Genomic DNA, 19,460 nt, shown 5'->3' on the forward strand with positions numbered 1-19,460 from the left:
CAGCCTTGGTCGTCGTTGACCTGCCTCAAGCGACGGTGTGCAGTTTCGTGGCGGTGGCGGCGGTGATGTCGTGGTGGGTGACGCCGGGGGCGGTTTCGACAAGGACCAGGCCGTTGTCGGTGACGTCGATGACGCCCAGGTCGGTGATGACGCGGTGGACGCATGCCTGGCCCGTGAGGGGCAGAGTGCACTCGTCAAGGATCTTGGGACTACCGTCCTTGGCGGTGTGATCCATGAGGACGATGACGCGGCGGGCGCCGTGGACGAGGTCCATGGCACCACCCATGCCTTTGATCATCTTTCCGGGGATCATCCAGTTGGCGAGGTCGCCGGTCGCGGAGACCTGCATGGCACCGAGCACGGCGGTGTCGATATGGCCGCCGCGGATCATTCCGAAGGACAGGGCGGAGTCGAAGAAGGCCGCTCCCGGGAGCACCGTGACGGTTTCCTTGCCGGCGTTGATGAGGTCGGGGTCGACGTCGCCTTCAGTGGGGTAGGGCCCGGTGCCGAGGATGCCGTTCTCGGAGTGGAGGACGACATGGACGCCCGGCGGGAGGTGTCCGGGTATGAGGGTGGGCAGGCCGATGCCGAGGTTGACGTAGGAGCCGTCGGTGAGTTCGGCGGCGGCGCGGGCGGCCATCTGGTCGCGGGTCCAGGGCATCAGCTGTGCACCGTCTCTCGTGCGGGCGCGGAAATCGTACGCCGTTCCATCGGTTTGTCGGCGGCCTGCGCGGGCGTGAGGGCGACGACCCGCTGGACGAAGACGCCCGGCAGATGGATCGCGTCGGGGGGCAGCTCGCCGGGCTCAACGAGTTCCTCGACCTCGGCGATCGTGATGCGGCCGGCCATGGCGGCCAGCGGGTTGAAGTTGGCGGCGGCCTTGTTGAAGACCAGGTTGCCGTGAGTGTCGCCGCGCCAGGCGCGGACGAGCGCGAAGTCGGTGGTGATGCCGTGTTCGAGGACATGCGCGCGGCCGCCGAAGGAGCGCTTCTCCTTGGAGGGGGAAGCGAGGGCGATGCCGCCGTCCGCCGCGTAACGCCAGGGCAGGCCGCCGTCAGCGACCTGGGTGCCCACGCCTGCCGGTGTGTAGAAGGCCGGGATGCCGGCCCCGCCGGCCCGTAGCCGCTCGGCCAGGGTGCCCTGCGGTACGAGTTCGACCTCCAGCTCGCCGCTGAGGTACTGGCGGGCGAACTCCTTGTTCTCGCCGACGTAACTGCCGGTCACACGGCTGATACGGCCGGCGGCCAGCAGGAGGCCGAGTCCCTGGCCGTCTACGCCGCAGTTGTTGGAGACGACCTTCAGGCCGGTGGCGCCCTGGACGTGCAGGGCGCCGATGAGGGTGGCCGGTATGCCGGACAGGCCGAAGCCGCCAACGGCGAGCGAGGCACCGTCGCAGATGTCGGCGACCGCCTCGGCGGCGCTCGCGCTGACCTTGTTCACGTGCGGGTCCTTTCAGCCGGAGGTCGGCCGGGGGGGCGAACGGAGGAGCCGGGCAGAGCGCAGTCGCCCAGCCGCCGTCGAGGCTGGCGCCGGTGAAGTACGAGGCCTCGTCAGGAGGGCCGGTCCGGCGGAGTGGGATGTGGCGGCCGACGGCGCGCATCGGGGTGGTCATCGGCGAGCACGTCGCCGCGCGTGGCCCTCGGCGCCGATCATTCTCGGGGTGACGTAGTGGGCCGGGTGCCTGTGTCACATCGGTGGCGGTCGGCTCCCGCCCGGGCCGGTGCCTCGACCGTGAACTGCCCGTGCACGGCCCCGGTGACGACGACCTTGTCGGCCGGCCTGCTCTCCGCCGCGCGGTTCACGGGCGCGTTCGGGAGCGTCTACGGGCGCGAGGGACGGGTACCGGTTCGGCACCGGGTACCACGGTGTTGGAGACGGTGCCGATGCCCTCGACGGTGAGGGTGACGGTGTCGCCGGGCTTGAGCGGCGGCGGGTCCTGGCGGCCGCGTACGCCCCAGAGTTCGGCGAGGCAGCCGCCGTTGCCGCAGGTGCCGGAGCCGAGTACGTCGCCGGGGCGGACCCAGGTGCCGCGGGAGGCGTAGGCGGTCATCTCCTCGAAGGTCCAGCTCATGTTGGACAGCAGGTCCTTGCCGACGACCTCGCCGTTGATCTCGGCGGTCAGCGCCAGGCGCAGGAATCCGTCGCTGTCGCGGTAGGGCTCCAGCTCGTCCGCGGTGACGAGGTGGGGGCCGAGGGTGGTGGCGGTGTCCTTGCCCTTGCAGGGGCCGAGGCTGACCTGCATCTCGCGGGACTGGAGGTCGCGCGCGGACCAGTCGTTGTAGATGGTGTAGCCGATGATGTGGTCGCGGGCCTGCTCGGGGGTGAGGTCGCGGCCCTCGCGGCCGATGACCGCGGCGACTTCGAGTTCGAAGTCCAGCACCTGGCTGCCGGGCGGCACGGGGACGTCGTCGTGAGCGCCGATGACGGCGTAGGGGTTGGTGAAGTAGAAGGTGGGCGCGTCGTACCAGGCGTCCGGGGCGCCCGGGACTCCGTCGATGTTTCGCCGTACGCCCTCGACGTGCTCCTCGAACGTGATGAAGTCGCGTACGGACGGCGGTTGGAGCGGCGGCAGCAGTCGCACCTGGGAGACGTGCGGGCCGCGCGGCACGTCCAGGCTTGCGTTGCCTGCCTCGCGCAGTGCCTCGGGACCGGCCTGGATCAGGTCGAGAAGCGTCCCCGTGCCGGGGCAGGGGTAGAGGGTGCCGTCGTCCTCGACGGTGGCGAGACGGCTGCGACCGTGCTGTTCGTACGTGGCGAAGCGCATGGCATTCCTAGGGAGCTGGGTGGGTTGACACAGGCCGGGGGCCCGGCGGCCTGGCAGGGCGGGGGAGTGCGCCGAGCCCCCGGAGTCAAGGGGTCAGACCGGCGGAGCGACGAAGACGCCGCGGTCGACGTCGTTGAGCATCTCCTTGGCGACCATCTCGTTCATCGGGTTGGACGTGCCCCACTGGTCGCCGTTCTCGGGCTTCGTCAGGTCGTAGATGTGCGGGTGCCAGGTGTCCTCGTCCAGCTTTTCGAGCTCGGTGGTGTACTCCACGGTGTTGCCGTGCGGGTCGAGGAAGTACGTGAAGGTGTTGTCGCCCGCCATGTGCCGCCCCGGGCCCCAGATCTTGCGGGCGCCGGAGCGCATCACGCGGCCGGAGCCGCGCATGTACTCGTCGATGCCGCGCATCTCGAAGGAGAGGTGCTGCAGGGAGGCGTGCGGACCGCTGGCGATGGCCATGGAGTGGTGCTGGTTGCTGATCCGCATGAAGTGCATGACGTCGCCCACGTGCGGCAAGGCCATCGTGTCGGACAGCCGGAAGTCGAGGTGCTGCTCGTACCAGGCGCGGGTGGCGTTGATGTTGGGGGAGTTCAGGACGACGTGCGAGAGACGGACCGGGATGGACTCCTTCTCCTCGATACGACGGTGCCGGCGCGCCTCGACGTCGGCCGAGACCTCGATGGTGCGGCCGTCGATGTCGAAGAAGCGGAAGCCGTAGCCGCCGCCGGGGGTGTCGATCTTGCCCGGCTGGGAAATCAACTGCACTCCGCCCGCGAGGAGTTGCTCGGCGAGCGTGTCCACGTCGGCGGGGTTCGCCGCGCCGTAGGAGATGAGGTCGAGGCGCTTCTCCTCGGCCTTGCGCAGCCGGACGATGTACTGCTCGGGGGAGCCCTCGGCGGCCAGGAAGGAGATGCCGGAGTCCTCGGCGACCTTGGTCAGGCCCCAGACGCCGGCGTAGAAGTCGAGCTGCTTGTCGTAGTCCGGCACGGCCAGGTCGACGTGCCGCAGGTGGGTGAGCAGACGTGTGCTCATGGTGGGGGTTCTCCTCTGTGCGGTTCGGACGGTTCAGACGGTTCGGACGCTTCAGACAAGGCGGAGCAGCGCTGCCGCGTTGCCGCCGCGTACGGCGTGGAAGTGGGGGGCGGGCAGGTCCGTGACGTCACGCAGCGCGCCGAGCGGGTCGTCGGTGCCCATGTCGAAGGGGAAGTCGGAGCCGAGCAGTACCCGGTCGGGGCCGGCCACGCGGATCAGCTCGCGCAGGACGTCCGGGTCGTGGACGAGGGAGTCGAAGTACAGCTGCTTGAGGTAGCTGCTGGGCGGGTGCGCGCAGCCGCGGGTGTCGGTGCGGGCGCGCCAGGCGTGGTCGGAGCGGCCGATGTGGGTGGGCAGATAGCCGCCGCCATGGGCGGCGACGATGCGCAACCCCGGGTGCCTGTCCAGGACCCCGGAGAAGATCAGATGGGACAGGGCGACGGCGTTCTCGGTCGGCTGGCCGACGGTGTTGGACAGGTACCACCGGTTGAGGCGCTCGTCGAGCGTGCAGCCGAAGGGGTGCAGGAAGAGGATCGCGCCGGTTTCCTCGGCCCGTGTCCAGAACGGCTCGTACGCGGGGTCCGACAGTTCGCGTCCCGGTGCGTGGCTGGAGATCTCGACACCGCGCAGGCCCAGGCCGAGGGCGTGTTCGAGGGCCTCGACGGCGAGGCCCGGGTGCTGGAGCGGGACGAGGCCGAGGCCGTGCAGCCGCTGCGGGGCCTGGGCGACGTGCGCGGCGGTGCCCTCGTTGGCCAGTTCCCACACGGTACGGGCCAGGTCCTCGTCGGCCCAGTAGTGGTAGTGCGAGGGAGACGGCGAGACCAGCTGGACGTCGACCCCGGAGGCGTCCATCGCGGCGAGCCGGGCCTTGACGTCGGTCAGTTTCGGGAAGCGGTCCCGGAACATCGGGCCGCTGACGGCCATGGCCTCGGGGCCGTTGCGGCGGGCGTCGAGATCGCGGGCCGCGGCCAGACCGGGGTGTCCGGCGACGGCGTCCTCGACCTGAGGGAGCAGGACGTGCGCGTGGACGTCGATCGTGGGTGCGCTGTTCTGGGAACTCACGGGGTTCACGGCGTTCACGGGGTCTCCTGCAGGGCGGACATCGTGCGGCTCATCAGACCGGGTGCGTCGGCGTCACGGGCGCCGTCCAGCTGCCACTGACCGAGTTGCACGGATGCTTCGACCACCATGCGGACACGGTTGATCCGGCGTTCGTAGAAGCCGGTCAGGAGGGCGTCGAGGGAACTCCAGTCCTGCTCCTCGCTCAGCACCTCGGCCAGTACGGAGGCGTCCTCCAGCGACATGGCCGCGCCCTGGGCGATCGTGGGGGGACAGACGTGGGCCGCGTCACCGATCAGGACGACCCGGCCGCGGTGCCAGGAGCCCTCGACGAGCAGCCGGTCGAACCAGGTGTAGTTGACCTCGGCGGGGTCGGTGATGCTCGCGGCGATCTCCGGCCACGCACCCCCGTAGGGCGCGGCCAGCCGCCGCATCTCGTCGGCGTACGAGGCCGGGTCGATGGAGGCGCGGTCGCGGTTGGCCTCGACGAGGTAGGCGTAGATGGTGTTCTTGCTGGTGGGGCAGTAGCCGGCGATGTAGCACGGTCCGCCGTAGGCCAGGGTCATGCGCTCCACGCTCTCGGGGCGGGGCACGGGGACGCGCCAGATGGCCATGCCGGTCGGTTCGGGCTTGTCGCTGATGCCGATCATCGCGCGCGTGCGGGAGCTGACGCCGTCGGCGGCGATGACCAGGTCGTAGCGGCCCTCGGTGCCGTCGCTGAACCGGGCGGTGACGCCGGACGCGTCCTGGACCAGTTCCTCGGCGGTGGTGCCGAGGCGTACCGTCGCGCCGCTCTCGACGACGGCCTCACACAGAATCTCCTGGAGCCGGGGCCGCTGCATGCCGAAGATCGAGGGCAGGTCTTCCCCACCGGTGCGGAAGTCCTGCTGGACGTGGAACACGGTCCCGTCGGGCGCGGCCATGCCGACGGCGTCGACGGCGCTGCCGCTCTCCCGGACCTTGTCCCACACGCCGACTTCGCGCAGCACGCGCAGCGCGTTGCCCTGGAGGGTGATGCCGGAGCCGAGCACGTTCCAATCGGGCTTGGCCTCGATCAGTTCCACAGCGATGCCCGCCCGCTGCAGCAGCACGGTCACGGCGTTGCCGGACGCGCCGCCGCCTATGACGAGGACGGTGCGGGGGTCCTTCATGGGTTCTCCCGTAGCTAGTGCCGCGCGAGTTCGAGCGGCAAGGGGGGTGTTGCGGGCCGGGCGGGCGAGGGTGGCGTAGCCGTCCGGGCGCGGCCCGCCCGGCGGTCCAGGGCGTTACTTGACGGCGATGGGGTTGACCGGTGAGCCGACGGACCCTGTGATGGGCAGTGGTGCGGCGGTGAGCCAGAACTCGTACCGGCCGTCGCCGGCGCAATGTGCGGCGAGGGCGTCGAGGTCCCACATCTCACCGATGAGCAGGCCGATGTGGGGGATGGCGACCTGGTGCAGCGGCTGGAAGGCGTGGTCGAACTCGTTGGGCCGCACCTCGAAGCCCCAGGTGTCGGTGGCGATCCCGGCGATCTCGCTCCGGTGCAGCCAGCCGGCCGTGCTGAAGCTCAGTCCCGCCGCCGGCCCGCCCGCGTAGTCGCCCCAGCCTTCGTGACGGGCGCGGGCCAGCCGCCCGGTGCGCACGAGGACCAGGTCGCCACGACCGACGGTCACACCGTGCGAGGCGGCGGTCGCGGTCAGGTGCTCCTCGGTGATGGCGAAACCGTCGGGCAGTTCGCCGTCCTGACCGATGACCAGGCCCACGTCGAGGAGGACGCCCCGCCCGGCGACGTGCGGAGCCATGTGCTCGACACCGGTGACCAGATCGCCTTCGGAGGTGACGACCTTCTCCGCCGGGCGGCCGTTCCACGCCTTGCCGTGGTCGAAGATGTGCCCGAGCCCGTCCCACTGGGTGGAGCACTGCAAGGGCATGGCGATCACGTCGTCGGCGCCACCGAAACCGTGCGGAAAGCCCTGGCCGCCCAGAGCGGCGTCGGTGCCGGTGGCGAGCATCGTGTGCACCGGGTTCGTACGCCGCTGCCAGCCGTTCTGCGGGCCGTCCATGTCGAAGGCCTGTGACAAGGAGAAGCTGACGCCGTCGCGGATCAGGGCTGCGCCCTCGCGGCGCTTGGCCTCGTCGAGGAAGTTGAGCGTGCCGAGCACGTCGTCCTCGCCCCAGCGGCCCCAGTTCGAGTACGCCTTCGCGGCCTCGGCGATCGCCGCCTCGGGATCCGTACGGTCGATATGGGCGGGGCTCATTGCTCTTTCTCCGCGACACAGCGGGTGCGCTGGGCGCCGAGCCCGGTGACCGAGCCGTCCATCACGTCGCCGTCGCGCAGCAGCCGGCCCCAGTGGATGCCGTTGCCGGCCGGGCTGCCGGTGAGGACGAGGTCGCCGGGGAGCAGCCGGGCGGTCTGGGAGATGTACGAGACCAGCCGTGCGACGCCGAAGATCATGTCGCTGGTGGACTCGTCCTGCATGGCCTCACCGTTGAGTTTCAGGGTGACCTGCAGGTCGGAGGGGTCGGCGATGGAGCCGGCCGGGACGATCCACGGGCCGAGCGGGGTGAAACCGGGGGCGTTCTTGCTGCGCAGCCAGTCGGTGCCGATCGGGGGCATGTCCCGGCGGAAGACGGTCGCGCGGTCGGTGAGGTCGTTGGCGATGGTGTAGCCCGCGACGTACTCCAGGGCTTCCTCCACGGTGACCCGGTAGGCGGGGCGGGAGATCACCGCGGCCAGTTCCAGCTCCCAGTCGGGCTTCTCGGCCCAGGTGGGAAGTACCACGTCGTCGTAGGGGCCGCTGATCGTGGTCGGCAGGCCGATGAAGACGTACGGGAGGTCCTCGGCGGCCCGCTTGTCCATGACCGCCGCGACCTGGGCGCGGGCCTCCTCGATGGTGCCCGGGGCGTCGGGGGCGCGGTGTGCGACCGCCAGGTCGATCACGTGCTGGCGGTAGTTGGCGCCGGACTGGAAGATCTGGCGGGGCTCGACGGGCGCGTGCACCGTCAGGTCCGCCAGCGGTCGCCAGTCGCGCGTCGGGTCCCCGGCGAGGGTGTGCAGCCGCGGCAGCTCCTCGTCCCAGCGCTCCAGGAGCGCGAGCGTGGTCAGCGCGGGTTCGTCCAGTGCCGTGCGCAGGTCGAGCGCTCGGCCGTCCGGCGTCACGAGGCTCGGGAACCTGGTCTCGCCCGGTGCCGAAAGGGTGCCGATGGCGAACGGTCCGGAGAAGGGGATGAAGGGTGCCGACGTGGCTGCGGATGTCACGGAGATTTCCTCCCGATTGCGGTGCCACTAATCTGGCCCAGTAGATTGCAATCAGGGAAATCGATTTCCTGTATAGGAGAATCCAGCCGGTGAATACCGATGGTGCCGGCTCCGGAATTGGGATGCTTCGTGAACTTGGCCAGCCTGGACCTCAACCTCGTCGTTGCCCTGCGCGCCCTCCTGCAGGAGCGCAACGTCACCAGAGCCGGCCAGTGCATCGGGCTCAGTCAACCCGCGATGAGCGCGGCCCTGGCCCGGCTGCGCCGCCACTTCGACGACGACCTGCTCGCCCGGGTGGGCGGAGGGTACGAACTGACCGCCCTCGGGCAGGCCCTCCTCAACCGAACCACCACCGCTTGCGACCTGCTGGAGCGCGTCTTCGCCAGTCAGGCCGAATTCGACCCCTCCCGCGAGGAACATGAGTTCACGCTGATCGCCTCCGACTACGCGGTTGCCGTCTTCGGCACCGAACTCGCCCGCACCATCCAAACCGAGGCACCAGGCATCCGGCTCAGGTTCAAACAGGTACCGAACGAAATCATCGACGACACGGGGTCGCTGCTCAGCACCGTGGACGGGCTACTGCTGCCCCATGGCATCATTCGCGGTTTCCCCATGGTCGAGCTCTACCAGGACAGCTGGGTCTTCCTCGTCGCCGACGACAACCCCGAGGTCGGCGAGCAGCTCACCCTCGACGATCTGGCCCGACTGCCATGGGTGACGTACCAACGAGCCTACGACGCCCCCGCCGCCCGCCAGATCGCCACGCTCGGCATCGAGCCACGTGTGGCGGTCTCGGTCGACAGTTTCCAGCTGATGCCGCTCCTGGTCGCGGGCACCCGCCGGGTAGCTCTCCTGCAGAGGCGTCTCGCCGACGAGTTGGACGGACTCGCACACGTCCGCATCATGGAACCGCCCTATGACGCCGTACCGATCCAGCAGGCCTTGTGGTGGCATTCGGTCCACATGCACGACGCGGCGCACATGTGGCTGCGGGAGACGGCGGCCCGGGTCGCCGAGATGATGGAGGCCGGTCGGCCTACGATCTCCCGTCCGCCGAAATGAGAGTGGGGCTTTGCCCTGCATCGGCAAAAGACACCGCCGAGCCACGGCCGACGCCGAATGGCGGCCGCCGCGTGGAGCCGGGTTGAGTAGTTGCTGCTGCTCTGGCTGAAAAGGTTCGCCGGCCGGTTCCGTACCGGCGGTGACGATCGCTGCTTGAGCTGCGTGTATCGGCTCGCGCCCCGGGATGGGCGTGCAGGTAGTCCCGGAAGATCCGCTCGTTCCGACTCCGCAGTCAGGGAGGAGGGCCGCTGCTGCCCCGTGCAACCAGTTCGGGCTCCCGCGCGACCAAGGTTCCTGTTCTCGGCTCGCCCTCGATCTGGGCGACAAGGAGTTCCAGCGCGCGACGCCCGGCCTCGCCGAAGTCCTGCCGCACCGTGGTCGACGGAGGCCATACGTATTCGGCCTCGGGGATGTTGTCGTAGCCGACCAGGCTGACGTCGTCCGGCATGTCGCGGCCCGCCTCGCGGAGGGCACGCAGTACCCCGAGGGCCGTCTGGTCGTTGGCGGCGAAGAAACGGCGGTGACATCGGGTAGCCGTCAGGGCAGGAGGGTGCGGTGGCGGAGGAGGTCGAATCCGGCGAGTCCATGCATTTGTTTCACTCGGTGAGTTTCACGTCGTTGTCCTTGCCCGGTTTCAGCAGGGCGGCGAAGCCGCCTATGAGATCGGCGAGTGCGGTCGTCGCCGGGCAGGCCGCGGCGATCTGCCACCGAGCCCGCAGATGGCGGGTACTTCCGGTCCGTCCGTATCCGGCCTGGCTCGACAGCGCACGCGTGGTCGAGCGTCAGGTCGGCCGGTCAGCGTAGGAGTCTGCGGATGATGGTGGTGGCGGCGCTGATGTCGGTGGGCTGCCCGGTGAGGAGCTCGCGGTAATAGAAGGACTCGGCGACCCGGACGACGGCGTAGGCGAGGGTCGGGGCGTCGATGTCGTCGGGTTCGCCGATCTCGGACTGGATGAGCCGGCTGACGGTCTCGACTATGCGGTCCTGGATGACGCCGTCACGCGAGGTCATCACCCGTAGTGCGGTGTCGGGGTGTTCGGCGACGAACCGACGCATGGCCGGCAGTTGTGCGCTGGTGGTCAGCATGGCGTGAACGAGGTCGGCGACCTTGTCGGCGCCTTGCCCGCGGCTCCGGGGGTAGATCTGGGCGAACTCGGTTGTGGCGATCGCCCAGATCGCCTCGCCGATCAGGCGGTCGCGGTCGCCGTAACGCCGATACAGGGTGGCGCGGCCGATGCCGGCATCGGCAGCCAGCGCCCGTGCGTCGATCCAGCCGTCCCGCAGGAACATCGCGACCGCAGCGCGCAGCACCGGCTCGTCCGGGGGCAGCGGAGGCGGAACCTCTTGCATTTGAGACATCACCGTCTTAGTGTCTCACTCCTATCTGGCGAGACACATATGTATCAGTGTCTCACTTTTGGAGGGAGTCGCCGTGGCCACAGTGAGGCGGACAATGCCGTTCGCGATCTATGTCGTGATGTTCGCGGCCCTTGCACTTCAGGGCGACCTCACGGGGTTCATGGTCTGCAACCTGCTTGTGCAACTCGCCGTCTTCGTCGTGGGTGCGTGCTTGCCGGCCCATCGCACCGGGTTCATGTCCTACGTGGATGTGGCCTGGCCGTGGGGCCTGGCCCTGATCGGGGTGCAGGTCCTGGCGTTCGGCGGCCTGGACTCGCCTGTGGCTGTCGCCACTGCGGCGATCTACCTGCTGATGGGCATGCGTATGGGCGCCTGGGCGCTGCGATTCATGGTGTTCAAGCGGTTGCCTGGTGAGTTGCCGCGGTACCAGTACCAGCGGCGCCGTTGGGAGCGGGACGGGTTCCGCAACGAGAAGGTGTCGCTCCAGGTCGAGATCATGGTCCAGTGCGGCGCCAACATCGCTGTGCTCGCGGTCCCGGCCGCGCTCGCCACCGTGCGCACGGCCGGCCTCGATGTCGTGAGTGTCGCGGCGATCGCGCTGTGGGCGGTGTTCTGGGTCTTCGAATCGGTGGCGGACCTGCAGAAGGCCCGTTTCGCCGACCGTACCCGACGAGACGGTGTGCGCCGCACCTGCGACATCGGGCTGTGGCGCTACAGCCGTCACCCCAACTACTTCGGTCAGTGGATGCAGTGGAACAGTCTCATCCTGTTGTCGCTGCCCGTGCTGATCGACCGCTGGCCACACCATCACATCGTCTTCGGCCTGCTCACGGCCCTCGCCCTGGCCTGGATCTCCTGGACCACGTACCACATGCTCGTGCACTACACCGGCGCCGTTCCCGCCGAGTATTTCAGCCGGCAACGACGCCCCGACTACATGCGCTATCAGCGCGTCACCAACCGGTTCTTTCCCGGGTCCCGACGGACCACTCATCAGTGATCCCATCCGAGGGCCCCATCGGTGGCGAGGCAGAGCGGCGGGCACGGGTGCCGCCGCCCTCCCGCACCGCTGCCGGCTCGCCTCCATCAATGGCAGCGGCCAACAGCTCAACAACCGCCTCCAGGCCATCGAACGGGACACCGGCGCGGCCCGACCAGTACGGCCTGGAAAAACACCCTGCTGGAAAGGGAGTTGACATTCATCACAAGATCACCGGCCAAGCGTGACTACCCGGTGTCACCACCGACTACGGGCCAGAGCCGTTCGCTTTACAGTCCCGCACGCGAAGATCACCGGTGTGGTGGAGTGAGGACGCCGCGCGAGAGGGCGACGGTGACGGCTGCGGTGCGGTCGTTGACACCCAGCTTGACGAACGTCCGCAGCAGGTGCGTCTTCACCGTCGCTTCGCCGATGTACAGCTGCCAACCGATCTCGCCGTTGGACAGACCCCGCGCGACGAGGCCGAGTACCTGAACCTCGCGGGGGGTCAGCTGCTCCCTGGCCGGCGCCTGCATGTGCGTCACCAGCCGGGCGGCCACCGGCGGGGCCAGGACGCTCTCACCCCGGGCCGCCGCCCGGATCGCGTCGGTCAGGATACCGATCGGGGTGTCCTTGAGCAGGTAACCGGTGGCGCCGGCCTCGATCGCCGGCAGGATGTCGGCGTCACCTTCGTAGGTGGTCAGCACGAGCACGCGAATGCCGGGGTGCTCCTGGCGGATGCGCGCCGTCGCGGTGGCGCCATCGGTACCCGGCATCCGCAGGTCCATGAGGACGACGTCCGGGCGCGTCGCGGCGGCGAGGACGATCGCCTCGTCGCCGGAGCCGGCCTCGCCGACGACCCGCAGGTCGTCGTAGGTCTCGAGCATGCCGCGGAGGCCGAAGCGTACGACGGGATGGTCATCGACAATCAGGATGTGGACAGTCATCGAGGCGGTTCCGCTCGCTCAGTGGTCGACCGTGTGGAGCTGAGATCAAGCACAGGCTGCAGGCTGTGCGCCGCCTGCTCGGCCGGGGTCGGCGGCAGCTCGACCCGCACCGTGGTGCCCTGGCCAGGAGCCGATCGCACCGTGCAGGTTCCGCCGAGGCTGGAGGCGCGGGTGCGCATGCCGAGTAGGCCGTATCCACCCCGGACGGCGGCCGGGTCGAAGCCCTGGCCGTCATCGGTCACGGCCAGCGCCATGAGGCCGGAATCGTGGCGCAACTCCATCCGCACCGCCGTGGCGGCGGCGTGCTTGCCGACGTTGGCCAGGGCCTCCTGCGCGGTGCGCAGCAGGGCGATGTCGGTGCCGGTGGGTGCGCCGGACCGCTCGCCGACGATCGACACCTCGACGCGCGTACCCGTGTCGCGCGTATGCCGGGCGGCGAGCCGGTCCAGCGCATCGGCGAGTCCGCGACCGGTCAGGTCGACCGGGGCCGATGCGGCGATCAGCGAGCGTGCCTCCGCGAGGTTCTCGCGGGCGGTCTTCTCCAGGATGTCGAGCTGCCCGTCGGCGGCCGTCGGATCACGGAGCAGGGTCGTCCGTGCGACCTGGGCGAGCATGAGGATGCTGGTGAAGCCCTGTGCCAGGGTGTCGTGGATCTCGGCGGCCAGGCGTTCACGTTCGGCGTGGACGCCTGCCTCATGGCCCGCGCGTTCCAGTGCGGCCCGCGTCCGGGTCAGTTCCTCGATCAGCGCGGCCCGCTTGCGGTTCTGCTCGCGGATGCCGGTCAGATAGGCGCCCACGAGGATCGTCACGGTCATGGGTACCAGAACGGTCACGCCGACCATCGCCAGCGTGTAGCGGCTGACTCCGGCCCGCGCCACCATGGCCCAGGCGAGTTCGGCGTAGAGGATCAACAACAGCGGTAGACGTACCCGCCACCTCGCGACCATCACGAACAACTGTGGGCAGAGCGCGAACAGCAGTGCGCCACCGATCGGGGCGATGGCGAGCAGAAGCGGGAACACGACCGCCAGGACGGCGAAGTAGGCCGCACCCCAACGCTCGTCGCGGTTCTCCATGGCTCGCGGAGCGACCAGGGCATAGCAGGCGACGATGACAGCGAGCGTACCGAGGGCAAGCAGGCGTTGTCCGAGCGCCACGGTGACGTCGGCCGCTATGGCAATGGCAAGAGGTATCGCGACGGCGCCTACGAGGACGTGCCATCCGACGCGGTAGCGGTACCCGAAGTCGACGGTGCTGCGTACTGCCACGCCCTGTCCACCTTCGCCCGCAGAGATCTGGCCGCCAGTCTACGGGCGGCCACGTCCACGTTTACGGGCGCCCACGTCCACGGTGCCCGACTCGGCGCCGAGGAACGTCCACGCACCGGTGGGGGTGTGCGTACGTCGATCGGTTGACGACGGGGTCCAACCAACCGTTGTCGCCGCCTCGGCCTCAGAACCGTCACGCTCGTTGTCGAGAACTTCGGCTCCCCACCTGGAGATACCCCATGAAGAAGAACTGGTTCGTCCTCGGCCTCGGCGCACTCCTGGCCTTTGTCGGCGTGGGCTGGACCTTGCAGGGACTCGACGTCATGAAGGGCTCGGCGATGAGCGGCGTGACGCTGTGGGCGGTCGTCGGGCCGATCGTGGCGATCGTCGGTCTCGTCGTGCTGGGTGTCGGCTTCGCCCGGCTGCGCCGGGTGAGCCGGTAAGCGCCGATCAGACGTCCGGTATCGACATGGAGACTCAGAAGACAGGTCGGCCGGCACCGGGAAGACCGCCCAAGCAGTGGTATGGCGAGCTTGCCGGCGTCGCGGCCACCGCACTCGCCCTGGGCGTCGGTGAGCTGGTGGCAGCCGCGACGGGCGGGCCCTCAGCGCCCCTCGTGGCGGTAGGTGGCGTCGCCGTGGACGCCGCGCCGACTCCGGTCAAGGAGTTCGCCGTCGCGGTGTTCTACACGTACGACAAACTGGCGCTGCAGGCGGGAATCGTGCTGGTGTTGGCGGTGTTCGCCGCGTTCATCGGTGTACTGACCATGCGCCGGCTCTGGTACGGGCTGGTCGGCGTCGCTGTGTTCGGGGTGATCGGCGTACTCGCGTCAGCCACCCGGCCCAGCGCCACGTGGGCGTACCCGCTGCCGACAGTGGCCGGTGCACTGGCCGCTGCCGGCCTTCTGGTGCTGCTGCGTCGCACCCTGCCACACCGTGCTGCGGTATCGGCGCAGGACCTGGGGGACGGCACCGGCCTGGACACGGACGTGGCGGCGCAGGGAACCCACACCCCCCTGCAGGGTGCCCGTTCGCCGTCGTCGGACACCGGCATCTCGGTGGTGGACGGCGCGGGACAGCCATCGGGCCGACGACGGTTTCTGGCGCTGGCGGTCGGGGCGATCGGCGCGGCCGCGGTGGCCGTACCGGGCGGACGTCGGCTCTGGGCACAACGTGTGGCCGCGGCCCGGGCCGCGGTGGTTCTTCCGTCCCCGTCGAGCCCGGCACCGCCACTGCCCGCCAAGGTCTCGGTCGGCGTGCCCGGAGTGGAGCCGTTCGTGACCAGGACCGCGGACTTCTACCGGATCGACACCGCTTTGACGGTGCCACAGATGGAACCGAAGGACTGGCGGCTGAGGATTCATGGCCGGGTGAAACGGCCGCTGACATTGACGTACGAGCAACTGCTGGCACGGCCGATGGTGGAGCGCTACATCACGCTGGCGTGTGTGTCCAATGAGGTCGGTGGCGAGTTGGTCGGTAACGCGCGGTGGTTGGGGGTACCGATCGAGGGTCTGCTGGATGAAGTCGAGCCGGATGACAGGGCGGATCAGGTGGTGAGCCGTTCCGTGGACGGCTACACGGCAGGTACGCCGACGGCAGCGTTGCGTGACGGGCGGGACGCGTTGCTGGCGGTCGGGATGAACGGGGAGCCACTGCCGGTCGAACACGGATTTCCGGTCCGGATGGTGGTGCCCGGGCTGTACGGATACGTATCGGCGACGAAGTGGTTGACGGAGCTGGAGCTGAGTCGTTTCTCGGACTTCAGCGCCTATTGGGTACGGCGGGATTACGCGGCGCTGGCTCCGGTGAAGACACAGTCGCGGATCGACACACCGGCCGCGGGCAAGCATCTGAAGCAAGGTCTGGTGATGGTGGCCGGGGTGGCGTGGGCGCAGCATCGTGGGGTGTCCGCGGTGGAGGTCCGCGTGGATGACGGACCATGGCAGCAGGCACAGCTCGCGGCGGTGCCGTCGGTGGACACATGGCGGCAGTGGAGCTGGCCGTGGCAGGCGACGCCCGGCGAGCATCGGCTGCAAGTACGCACCATCGACAACACCGGCCAGGTGCAGACAGGACAGGTGCACAAGCCGTTGCCCGACGGGGCGACCGGGCGGCACACGATCAAGGTCACGGTTGCCTGAGCATTTCCCGCCGGGCGGGGATTCCCGCCTGAAGACATCTTCAAAGGGCTGCGGCCCAGGCCCTCAGGCCACCTGGTCGGGTAGCGGCCCGGGCTCTGCGGCACTGGCCTGTCGCCGGGCCACCAGCAGCCCGGCAGCGACGATCGCGGAAGCCAGCCCCAGAACCCCCACGGCTCCGGCCAGCGTGCCGACCGCCGATTCCAGGGCAAGGAGCACCAGCGGGCACACGAACGAGCCGCCGAAGAAGGCAGATGTCCACAGCCCCGTGCCCCGGCCGCGATCCTCGTACTGCAACCGGGACATGGCACTGGTGAGCAACGACGGCAACAGCATGCCGGTGCCCAGGCAGTTGATCACCGCACCGACGATCATCAGCGGGACGCTGCCGGCGAGGAACATCACCCCGAAACCGGCCGCGCAGACCGTGAAGACGGCGGGCAGCATCGGCCCCGGGGAGCGCTTCAGGCGGGCGAAGGCGATCGCTCCGGCCACGGTGCCGGCGCTCGCGACCGCGGTGGCCAGACCGATCATGCCCGTGTTGGCCACTCCGAGGTCGTCGAGCAGGTACGCCATCTCCACGGGGACGGTGTAGAAGACAATCGCCGCGAAGAGGGTCAGGGCGCAGATTCCCGCCATCTGCCGCCAGAGGAACGGGCGACGTGCAGTCGGGACAACCTCCGTGCGTGGGCGCACCACCGGCCTGGGCAGGGTGAAGGCCATCACCGGGACGAGCAGCAGGCTCACCGCGTAGACCCAGAACGGCACCCGCCAGCCCGCCGCGCCGGCGGTACCGCCGAGCACGAAGAACGCCGTGGCTGACGCGGAGGTGCACATGGTCTGCAGGGCGAGGTACTTCATCCGCCGTTGACCGGTGTAGTAGTCCCCGATCAGGGTGGTGCAGCAGGTCATGATCGCCGCCTCGGTGATGCCGACCAGGGCGCGGCTCGCGATGATCGCGCCCAGTGAGTCCAGCCAGAGCGGCGCCGTGCCAAACAGCGCGTACAAGACGGTCGCCACCAGCAGCAGACGCTTGCGGCCCAGGCGGTCCAGGATTACTCCGGCGACCGGAGCCAGCAGCGCCAGTGCCAGCGCCGGAACGGTCAGCGCCAGCGGGACAAGTGCCTTGGCACCGGGGGTCGAGGCGAAGTGTTCCTGCATCCTGGGGAGCACCGGAGCGATCAGCACCGCCCCCAGGACGGGCAGACAGCTGCCCGCCATCAGCGCGGTCACCCGCAGCCGGTGCGCCGGGCCCGACACGCTCACGGGCGGCGGGGCGGACTCATCGATCGTGGTGGAGGGCAGGGGCGAGGAAGCAGGCATGGCGACTCCGTGGACTCGGGGGAGCGGGCATGCCGCACAGGCGCCGACGGCGCTCGGCATGCTGAGGAGGACCTCACGCCGACGGCGAATCCGGACAGCGGCGTGCGGGTGGCACGACTATGCGGCCTTCATGGCCCGCCGCCCACCCTCCGCGCCATCCGAATCCCGTATCCGCCCATCCACGCGCTGGATGGGGCGTCGCGGTCTCCGCAGGGCGGGCTACGGTTGCTGCCGATCGTGGTTCGGGGCTCGGGCTGCTATCGCCTTGGTGACCGCCCTGTCCCCCCAGGGACCCACGTCATAGCAGCTCAGAGTCGATGCTGGGCGGACTCGTACGGGCGCTGGCGCGGTGGCGGGCTGAATGCAGGATCACTGCTGGGTCGTGGCCCCGAAACCGGCTCTTTCGCAGGTCATAGCGTTGCCATCGATGTTCCGGGTCAACGTTTAGTGGGCGACTTAGCATCGGTGTAGCGATCTGGCAAATACGCACGCATGACGGCTGGGGCTGTCAAGGCGCACGATGCTCCGCCCCGGCGGTTGCTGAAGTAGGGCGCCGGGTTGCGCATCGTGGACGGGAAGTCCCGGCCGTGGTCCACCGAGCCGTGGTCAGGCGGGGTTGGCCCCATCCGGGGTCGCCTCCGTCGCTGTACCCGCTGCTGGATCCGTGCTGAATATCCTGAAGTTCACGGGCCGCTACGGGGCAACTGGAGCCCATGGCGGGCAAGGTGGTGCCGTTTCCTTGGAATGTCATCCCGGTGAGTGTTACGGCTCGTCGCGGCGGGTGGCGGGTGGCTGGCGGCCGGGAAACCGGGCACCGGCTCATGGCGGGTGTTGGCCGCGGTTCGAGTCCTGGGCGGGAGCCACAAAACATGGCTGGTCATGCCAACGGTGCCGACCTGCGTATTTACGCCACCGTGGCGGTTGAGGGGCGGGCATGGCTGGTGCCGGTCCCACCGGGCGCGGGTTCGACGGCTGCCGAGTCCGCGAGCGCGGCGAGTAGATCCGCTCCCTCGGGTTGATGTCTTCCATGACGTCAGCGGTGGATCGCGCTCTGATCAGAGCGCGACGTCGAGCCGAGCCGGGCGGCGGACCATGACCAGGCCCGGAGCGGGCTCACGGCGATAGCCGGGAGCGAGCCGCAGGTCGGGGAAGCGCTCCAGCAGCTGTTCCAGGACGACGCGGGACTCCAACCGGGCCAGTGGTGCGCCGAGGCAGGTGTGGATGCCGTAGCCGAAGGTCATCGGAGTGGCCTGTCCCGCCGGGCGGTCGAGAGAGTAGTCCGCGGCGTCGGCGCCCCAGGCCCGGTCGTCCCAGTTGGCCGACTGGAGGCTGACGGCCAGGCGGTCGCCGGGTTTGACGGGGCAGCCGGAGATCTCCCGCTCCTGCGTCACGGTGCGCAGAACGTACTGCAGGGGCGCATCGTGGCGCAGGGACTCCTCGATCGCCGTGGGGATGAGGGACCGGTCGGCGAGCAGCCGTTCCCAGTGGCTGCGGTCTGCCAGTAGTTCGTGGAGGAGGTTGGTGATCAGGCTGGCAGTGGTGTCCGTGGCGGCCAGGATCAGCTGGAGGGTGTGCATGACGGCCTCGGCCGGAGTGAGCGGTGGCTCGCCGTCAGCGGGGTGCGCGAGACCGTCCAGGACGCCCTTCCCGGTGGCCGGGGCGGCAGCCCGGGCGGCGAACTGCTCTCCGAGATAGCGGGTGAGTGCCACGAACTCCGGCATGTCGATCGGCACCTGCGGGAGGATGTCGTCGATCGCGTCGGCCCACCGGTGCAGGCGGTCCCAGTCTTCCTCCGGCAGACCGAGGAAGGCATACACCACCCGGGTCGGTACCCGACGGGCCAGGTCGTGGTAGATCTCGGCCTTCTGGCCGGGCTGCCACGCGTCGAGGATGTCGGTCACGATGTCGCGGACACGTGGTTCCTGCTTGCGGAGCACGGCGGGAGCGAACCAGCGCCTGAGACGAGCGCGCAGGGCCGTGTGGTCGGGCGGGTCCAACATGGTGATTATTGCCGCTGGCAGGTCGGCTGTCGTGCCACCGCTTTCCAGGGCGAAGTTGTCGACGGACGAGTACGCCTCATGGGCGGTGAGGACGTCCCGTACGTCGTCGTGGCGGGCGAGAAAGTGCACGCCGGGGCGCGGCTGGGACACCGGGCAGCGGTCGCGGGCCTCGGCGAGCCGGGCCGCGGGATCGGCGTTGTGGGCGGGATCGAGCGGATCGTAGGGGGCGAGGTGCGGGAGAGTCATGGTCACGTCCTCATGTAGGGGTTGTCGTACGGGCAGGGGC

At 69.5% G+C, this 19,460-nt stretch carries 18 protein-coding genes; 4 read left to right on the forward strand and 14 right to left on the reverse strand.

The features are described 5' to 3' along the window. Window positions 1–25: 25 nt before the first annotated feature. The 8 genes from ADL12_RS25050 to ADL12_RS25085 form a co-directional block, all read right to left on the reverse strand. Window positions 26–661 (reverse strand): CoA transferase subunit B, encoded by a 636-nt coding sequence (locus ADL12_RS25050; RefSeq protein WP_062705365.1) that lies wholly within the window; start codon window positions 659–661, stop codon window positions 26–28. After that, window positions 661–1,440: a CoA transferase subunit A gene (locus ADL12_RS25055; protein WP_062705368.1), complete on the reverse strand. Its 780-nt coding sequence runs from the start codon at window positions 1,438–1,440 to the stop codon at window positions 661–663. The genes ADL12_RS25050 and ADL12_RS25055 overlap by 1 nt, the downstream gene beginning before the upstream one ends. Window positions 1,441–1,798: 358 nt before the next feature. Next, entirely contained in the window at window positions 1,799–2,764 is a 966-nt protein-coding gene (locus tag ADL12_RS25060; protein WP_062705370.1) for a fumarylacetoacetate hydrolase family protein, read from the reverse strand. 93 nt (window positions 2,765–2,857) lie between these two features. Further along, the gene (locus ADL12_RS25065; protein ID WP_062705377.1) at window positions 2,858–3,796 is read right to left on the reverse strand and encodes a VOC family protein; all 939 of its coding nucleotides are present in this window, start codon (window positions 3,794–3,796) and stop codon (window positions 2,858–2,860) included. A gap of 51 nt (window positions 3,797–3,847) precedes the next feature. Continuing rightward, the gene (locus tag ADL12_RS25070) at window positions 3,848–4,876 is read right to left on the reverse strand and encodes an amidohydrolase family protein (protein ID WP_244188044.1); all 1,029 of its coding nucleotides are present in this window, start codon (window positions 4,874–4,876) and stop codon (window positions 3,848–3,850) included. Then, window positions 4,873–6,006 carry an FAD-dependent oxidoreductase gene (locus ADL12_RS25075; protein ID WP_062705380.1) on the reverse strand — a complete coding sequence of 378 codons (1,134 nt, stop codon included), beginning with the start codon at window positions 6,004–6,006 and terminating at the stop codon, window positions 4,873–4,875. Before ADL12_RS25075 ends, ADL12_RS25070 begins: the two co-directional genes overlap by 4 nt. Before the next feature lie 114 nt (window positions 6,007–6,120). Next, the gene (locus tag ADL12_RS25080) at window positions 6,121–7,092 is read right to left on the reverse strand and encodes a cyclase family protein (RefSeq protein WP_062705385.1); all 972 of its coding nucleotides are present in this window, start codon (window positions 7,090–7,092) and stop codon (window positions 6,121–6,123) included. After that, window positions 7,089–8,099, reverse strand: coding sequence for a fumarylacetoacetate hydrolase family protein (locus tag ADL12_RS25085; RefSeq protein WP_063806732.1), 1,011 nt, complete (start codon window positions 8,097–8,099; stop codon window positions 7,089–7,091). Before ADL12_RS25085 ends, ADL12_RS25080 begins: the two co-directional genes overlap by 4 nt. 123 nt (window positions 8,100–8,222) lie before the next feature. Here ADL12_RS25085 and ADL12_RS25090 point away from each other — a divergent pair, with 123 nt between their 5' ends. Beyond that, window positions 8,223–9,158, forward strand: coding sequence for a LysR family transcriptional regulator (locus ADL12_RS25090; RefSeq protein WP_062705417.1), 936 nt, complete (start codon window positions 8,223–8,225; stop codon window positions 9,156–9,158). Between the two features lie 232 nt (window positions 9,159–9,390). On the opposite strand, the gene ADL12_RS50970 is transcribed toward ADL12_RS25090, so the two are convergent. Together ADL12_RS50970 and ADL12_RS25105 are read right to left on the reverse strand one after the other, a co-directional pair. Beyond that, the gene (locus tag ADL12_RS50970; protein WP_079052268.1) at window positions 9,391–9,732 is read right to left on the reverse strand and encodes a substrate-binding domain-containing protein; all 342 of its coding nucleotides are present in this window, start codon (window positions 9,730–9,732) and stop codon (window positions 9,391–9,393) included. Between the two features lie 221 nt (window positions 9,733–9,953). Further along, window positions 9,954–10,517, reverse strand: coding sequence for a QsdR family transcriptional regulator (locus tag ADL12_RS25105; protein ID WP_244188045.1), 564 nt, complete (start codon window positions 10,515–10,517; stop codon window positions 9,954–9,956). Window positions 10,518–10,590: 73 nt separating this feature from the next. Here ADL12_RS25105 and ADL12_RS25110 point away from each other — a divergent pair, with 73 nt between their 5' ends. Next, a complete protein-coding gene (locus tag ADL12_RS25110) occupies window positions 10,591–11,517 on the forward strand; it encodes a DUF1295 domain-containing protein (protein WP_159053285.1) in 927 nt (308 codons plus the stop codon). Window positions 11,518–11,807: 290 nt separating this feature from the next. Here ADL12_RS25110 and ADL12_RS25115 read toward each other — a convergent pair whose 3' ends face one another. Together ADL12_RS25115 and ADL12_RS25120 are read right to left on the reverse strand one after the other, a co-directional pair. Further along, window positions 11,808–12,443 (reverse strand): response regulator transcription factor, encoded by a 636-nt coding sequence (locus ADL12_RS25115; protein ID WP_062705394.1) that lies wholly within the window; start codon window positions 12,441–12,443, stop codon window positions 11,808–11,810. Further along, window positions 12,440–13,711, reverse strand: a complete 1,272-nt coding sequence (locus tag ADL12_RS25120) for a sensor histidine kinase (protein WP_062705396.1) — start codon at window positions 13,709–13,711, stop codon at window positions 12,440–12,442. The genes ADL12_RS25115 and ADL12_RS25120 overlap by 4 nt, the downstream gene beginning before the upstream one ends. Before the next feature lie 239 nt (window positions 13,712–13,950). Here ADL12_RS25120 and ADL12_RS25125 point away from each other — a divergent pair, with 239 nt between their 5' ends. Both ADL12_RS25125 and ADL12_RS25130 read left to right on the forward strand, forming a co-directional pair. Then, a complete protein-coding gene (locus ADL12_RS25125; protein WP_062705398.1) occupies window positions 13,951–14,154 on the forward strand; it encodes a hypothetical protein in 204 nt (67 codons plus the stop codon). A gap of 26 nt (window positions 14,155–14,180) precedes the next feature. Continuing rightward, window positions 14,181–15,854: a molybdopterin-dependent oxidoreductase gene (locus tag ADL12_RS25130; protein ID WP_079052262.1), complete on the forward strand. Its 1,674-nt coding sequence runs from the start codon at window positions 14,181–14,183 to the stop codon at window positions 15,852–15,854. Between the two features lie 63 nt (window positions 15,855–15,917). Here ADL12_RS25130 and ADL12_RS25135 read toward each other — a convergent pair whose 3' ends face one another. Both ADL12_RS25135 and ADL12_RS25140 read right to left on the reverse strand, forming a co-directional pair. Next, window positions 15,918–17,174: an MFS transporter gene (locus tag ADL12_RS25135; RefSeq protein ID WP_062705400.1), complete on the reverse strand. Its 1,257-nt coding sequence runs from the start codon at window positions 17,172–17,174 to the stop codon at window positions 15,918–15,920. 1,055 nt (window positions 17,175–18,229) lie between these two features. Then, the gene (locus ADL12_RS25140; protein WP_062705402.1) at window positions 18,230–19,420 is read right to left on the reverse strand and encodes a cytochrome P450; all 1,191 of its coding nucleotides are present in this window, start codon (window positions 19,418–19,420) and stop codon (window positions 18,230–18,232) included. Window positions 19,421–19,460: the final 40 nt, after the last annotated feature.

It is taken from the genome of Streptomyces regalis (genome assembly GCF_001509475.1).
Lineage (GTDB): Bacteria > Actinomycetota > Actinomycetes > Streptomycetales > Streptomycetaceae > Streptomyces > Streptomyces regalis.

Excerpts from the sequence above, each read along its gene's own strand:
- ADL12_RS25050 (WP_062705365.1), bottom strand. The coding sequence starts at position 661 with ATGCCCTGGACCCGCGACCAGATGGCCGCCCGCGCCGCCGCCGAACTC.
- ADL12_RS25130 (WP_079052262.1), top strand. The coding sequence starts at position 14,181 with ATGGAGACTCAGAAGACAGGTCGGCCGGCACCGGGAAGACCGCCCAAG.
- ADL12_RS25140 (WP_062705402.1), bottom strand. The coding sequence starts at position 19,420 with ATGACTCTCCCGCACCTCGCCCCCTACGATCCGCTCGATCCCGCCCAC.
- ADL12_RS25065 (WP_062705377.1), bottom strand. The coding sequence starts at position 3,796 with ATGAGCACACGTCTGCTCACCCACCTGCGGCACGTCGACCTGGCCGTG.
- ADL12_RS25080 (WP_062705385.1), bottom strand. The coding sequence starts at position 7,092 with ATGAGCCCCGCCCATATCGACCGTACGGATCCCGAGGCGGCGATCGCC.
- ADL12_RS25125 (WP_062705398.1), top strand. The coding sequence starts at position 13,951 with ATGAAGAAGAACTGGTTCGTCCTCGGCCTCGGCGCACTCCTGGCCTTT.
- ADL12_RS25115 (WP_062705394.1), bottom strand. The coding sequence starts at position 12,443 with ATGACTGTCCACATCCTGATTGTCGATGACCATCCCGTCGTACGCTTC.
- ADL12_RS25075 (WP_062705380.1), bottom strand. The coding sequence starts at position 6,006 with ATGAAGGACCCCCGCACCGTCCTCGTCATAGGCGGCGGCGCGTCCGGC.
- ADL12_RS25105 (WP_244188045.1), bottom strand. The coding sequence starts at position 10,517 with ATGTCTCAAATGCAAGAGGTTCCGCCTCCGCTGCCCCCGGACGAGCCG.
- ADL12_RS25135 (WP_062705400.1), bottom strand. The coding sequence starts at position 17,174 with ATGCCTGCTTCCTCGCCCCTGCCCTCCACCACGATCGATGAGTCCGCC.
- ADL12_RS25060 (WP_062705370.1), bottom strand. The coding sequence starts at position 2,764 with ATGCGCTTCGCCACGTACGAACAGCACGGTCGCAGCCGTCTCGCCACC.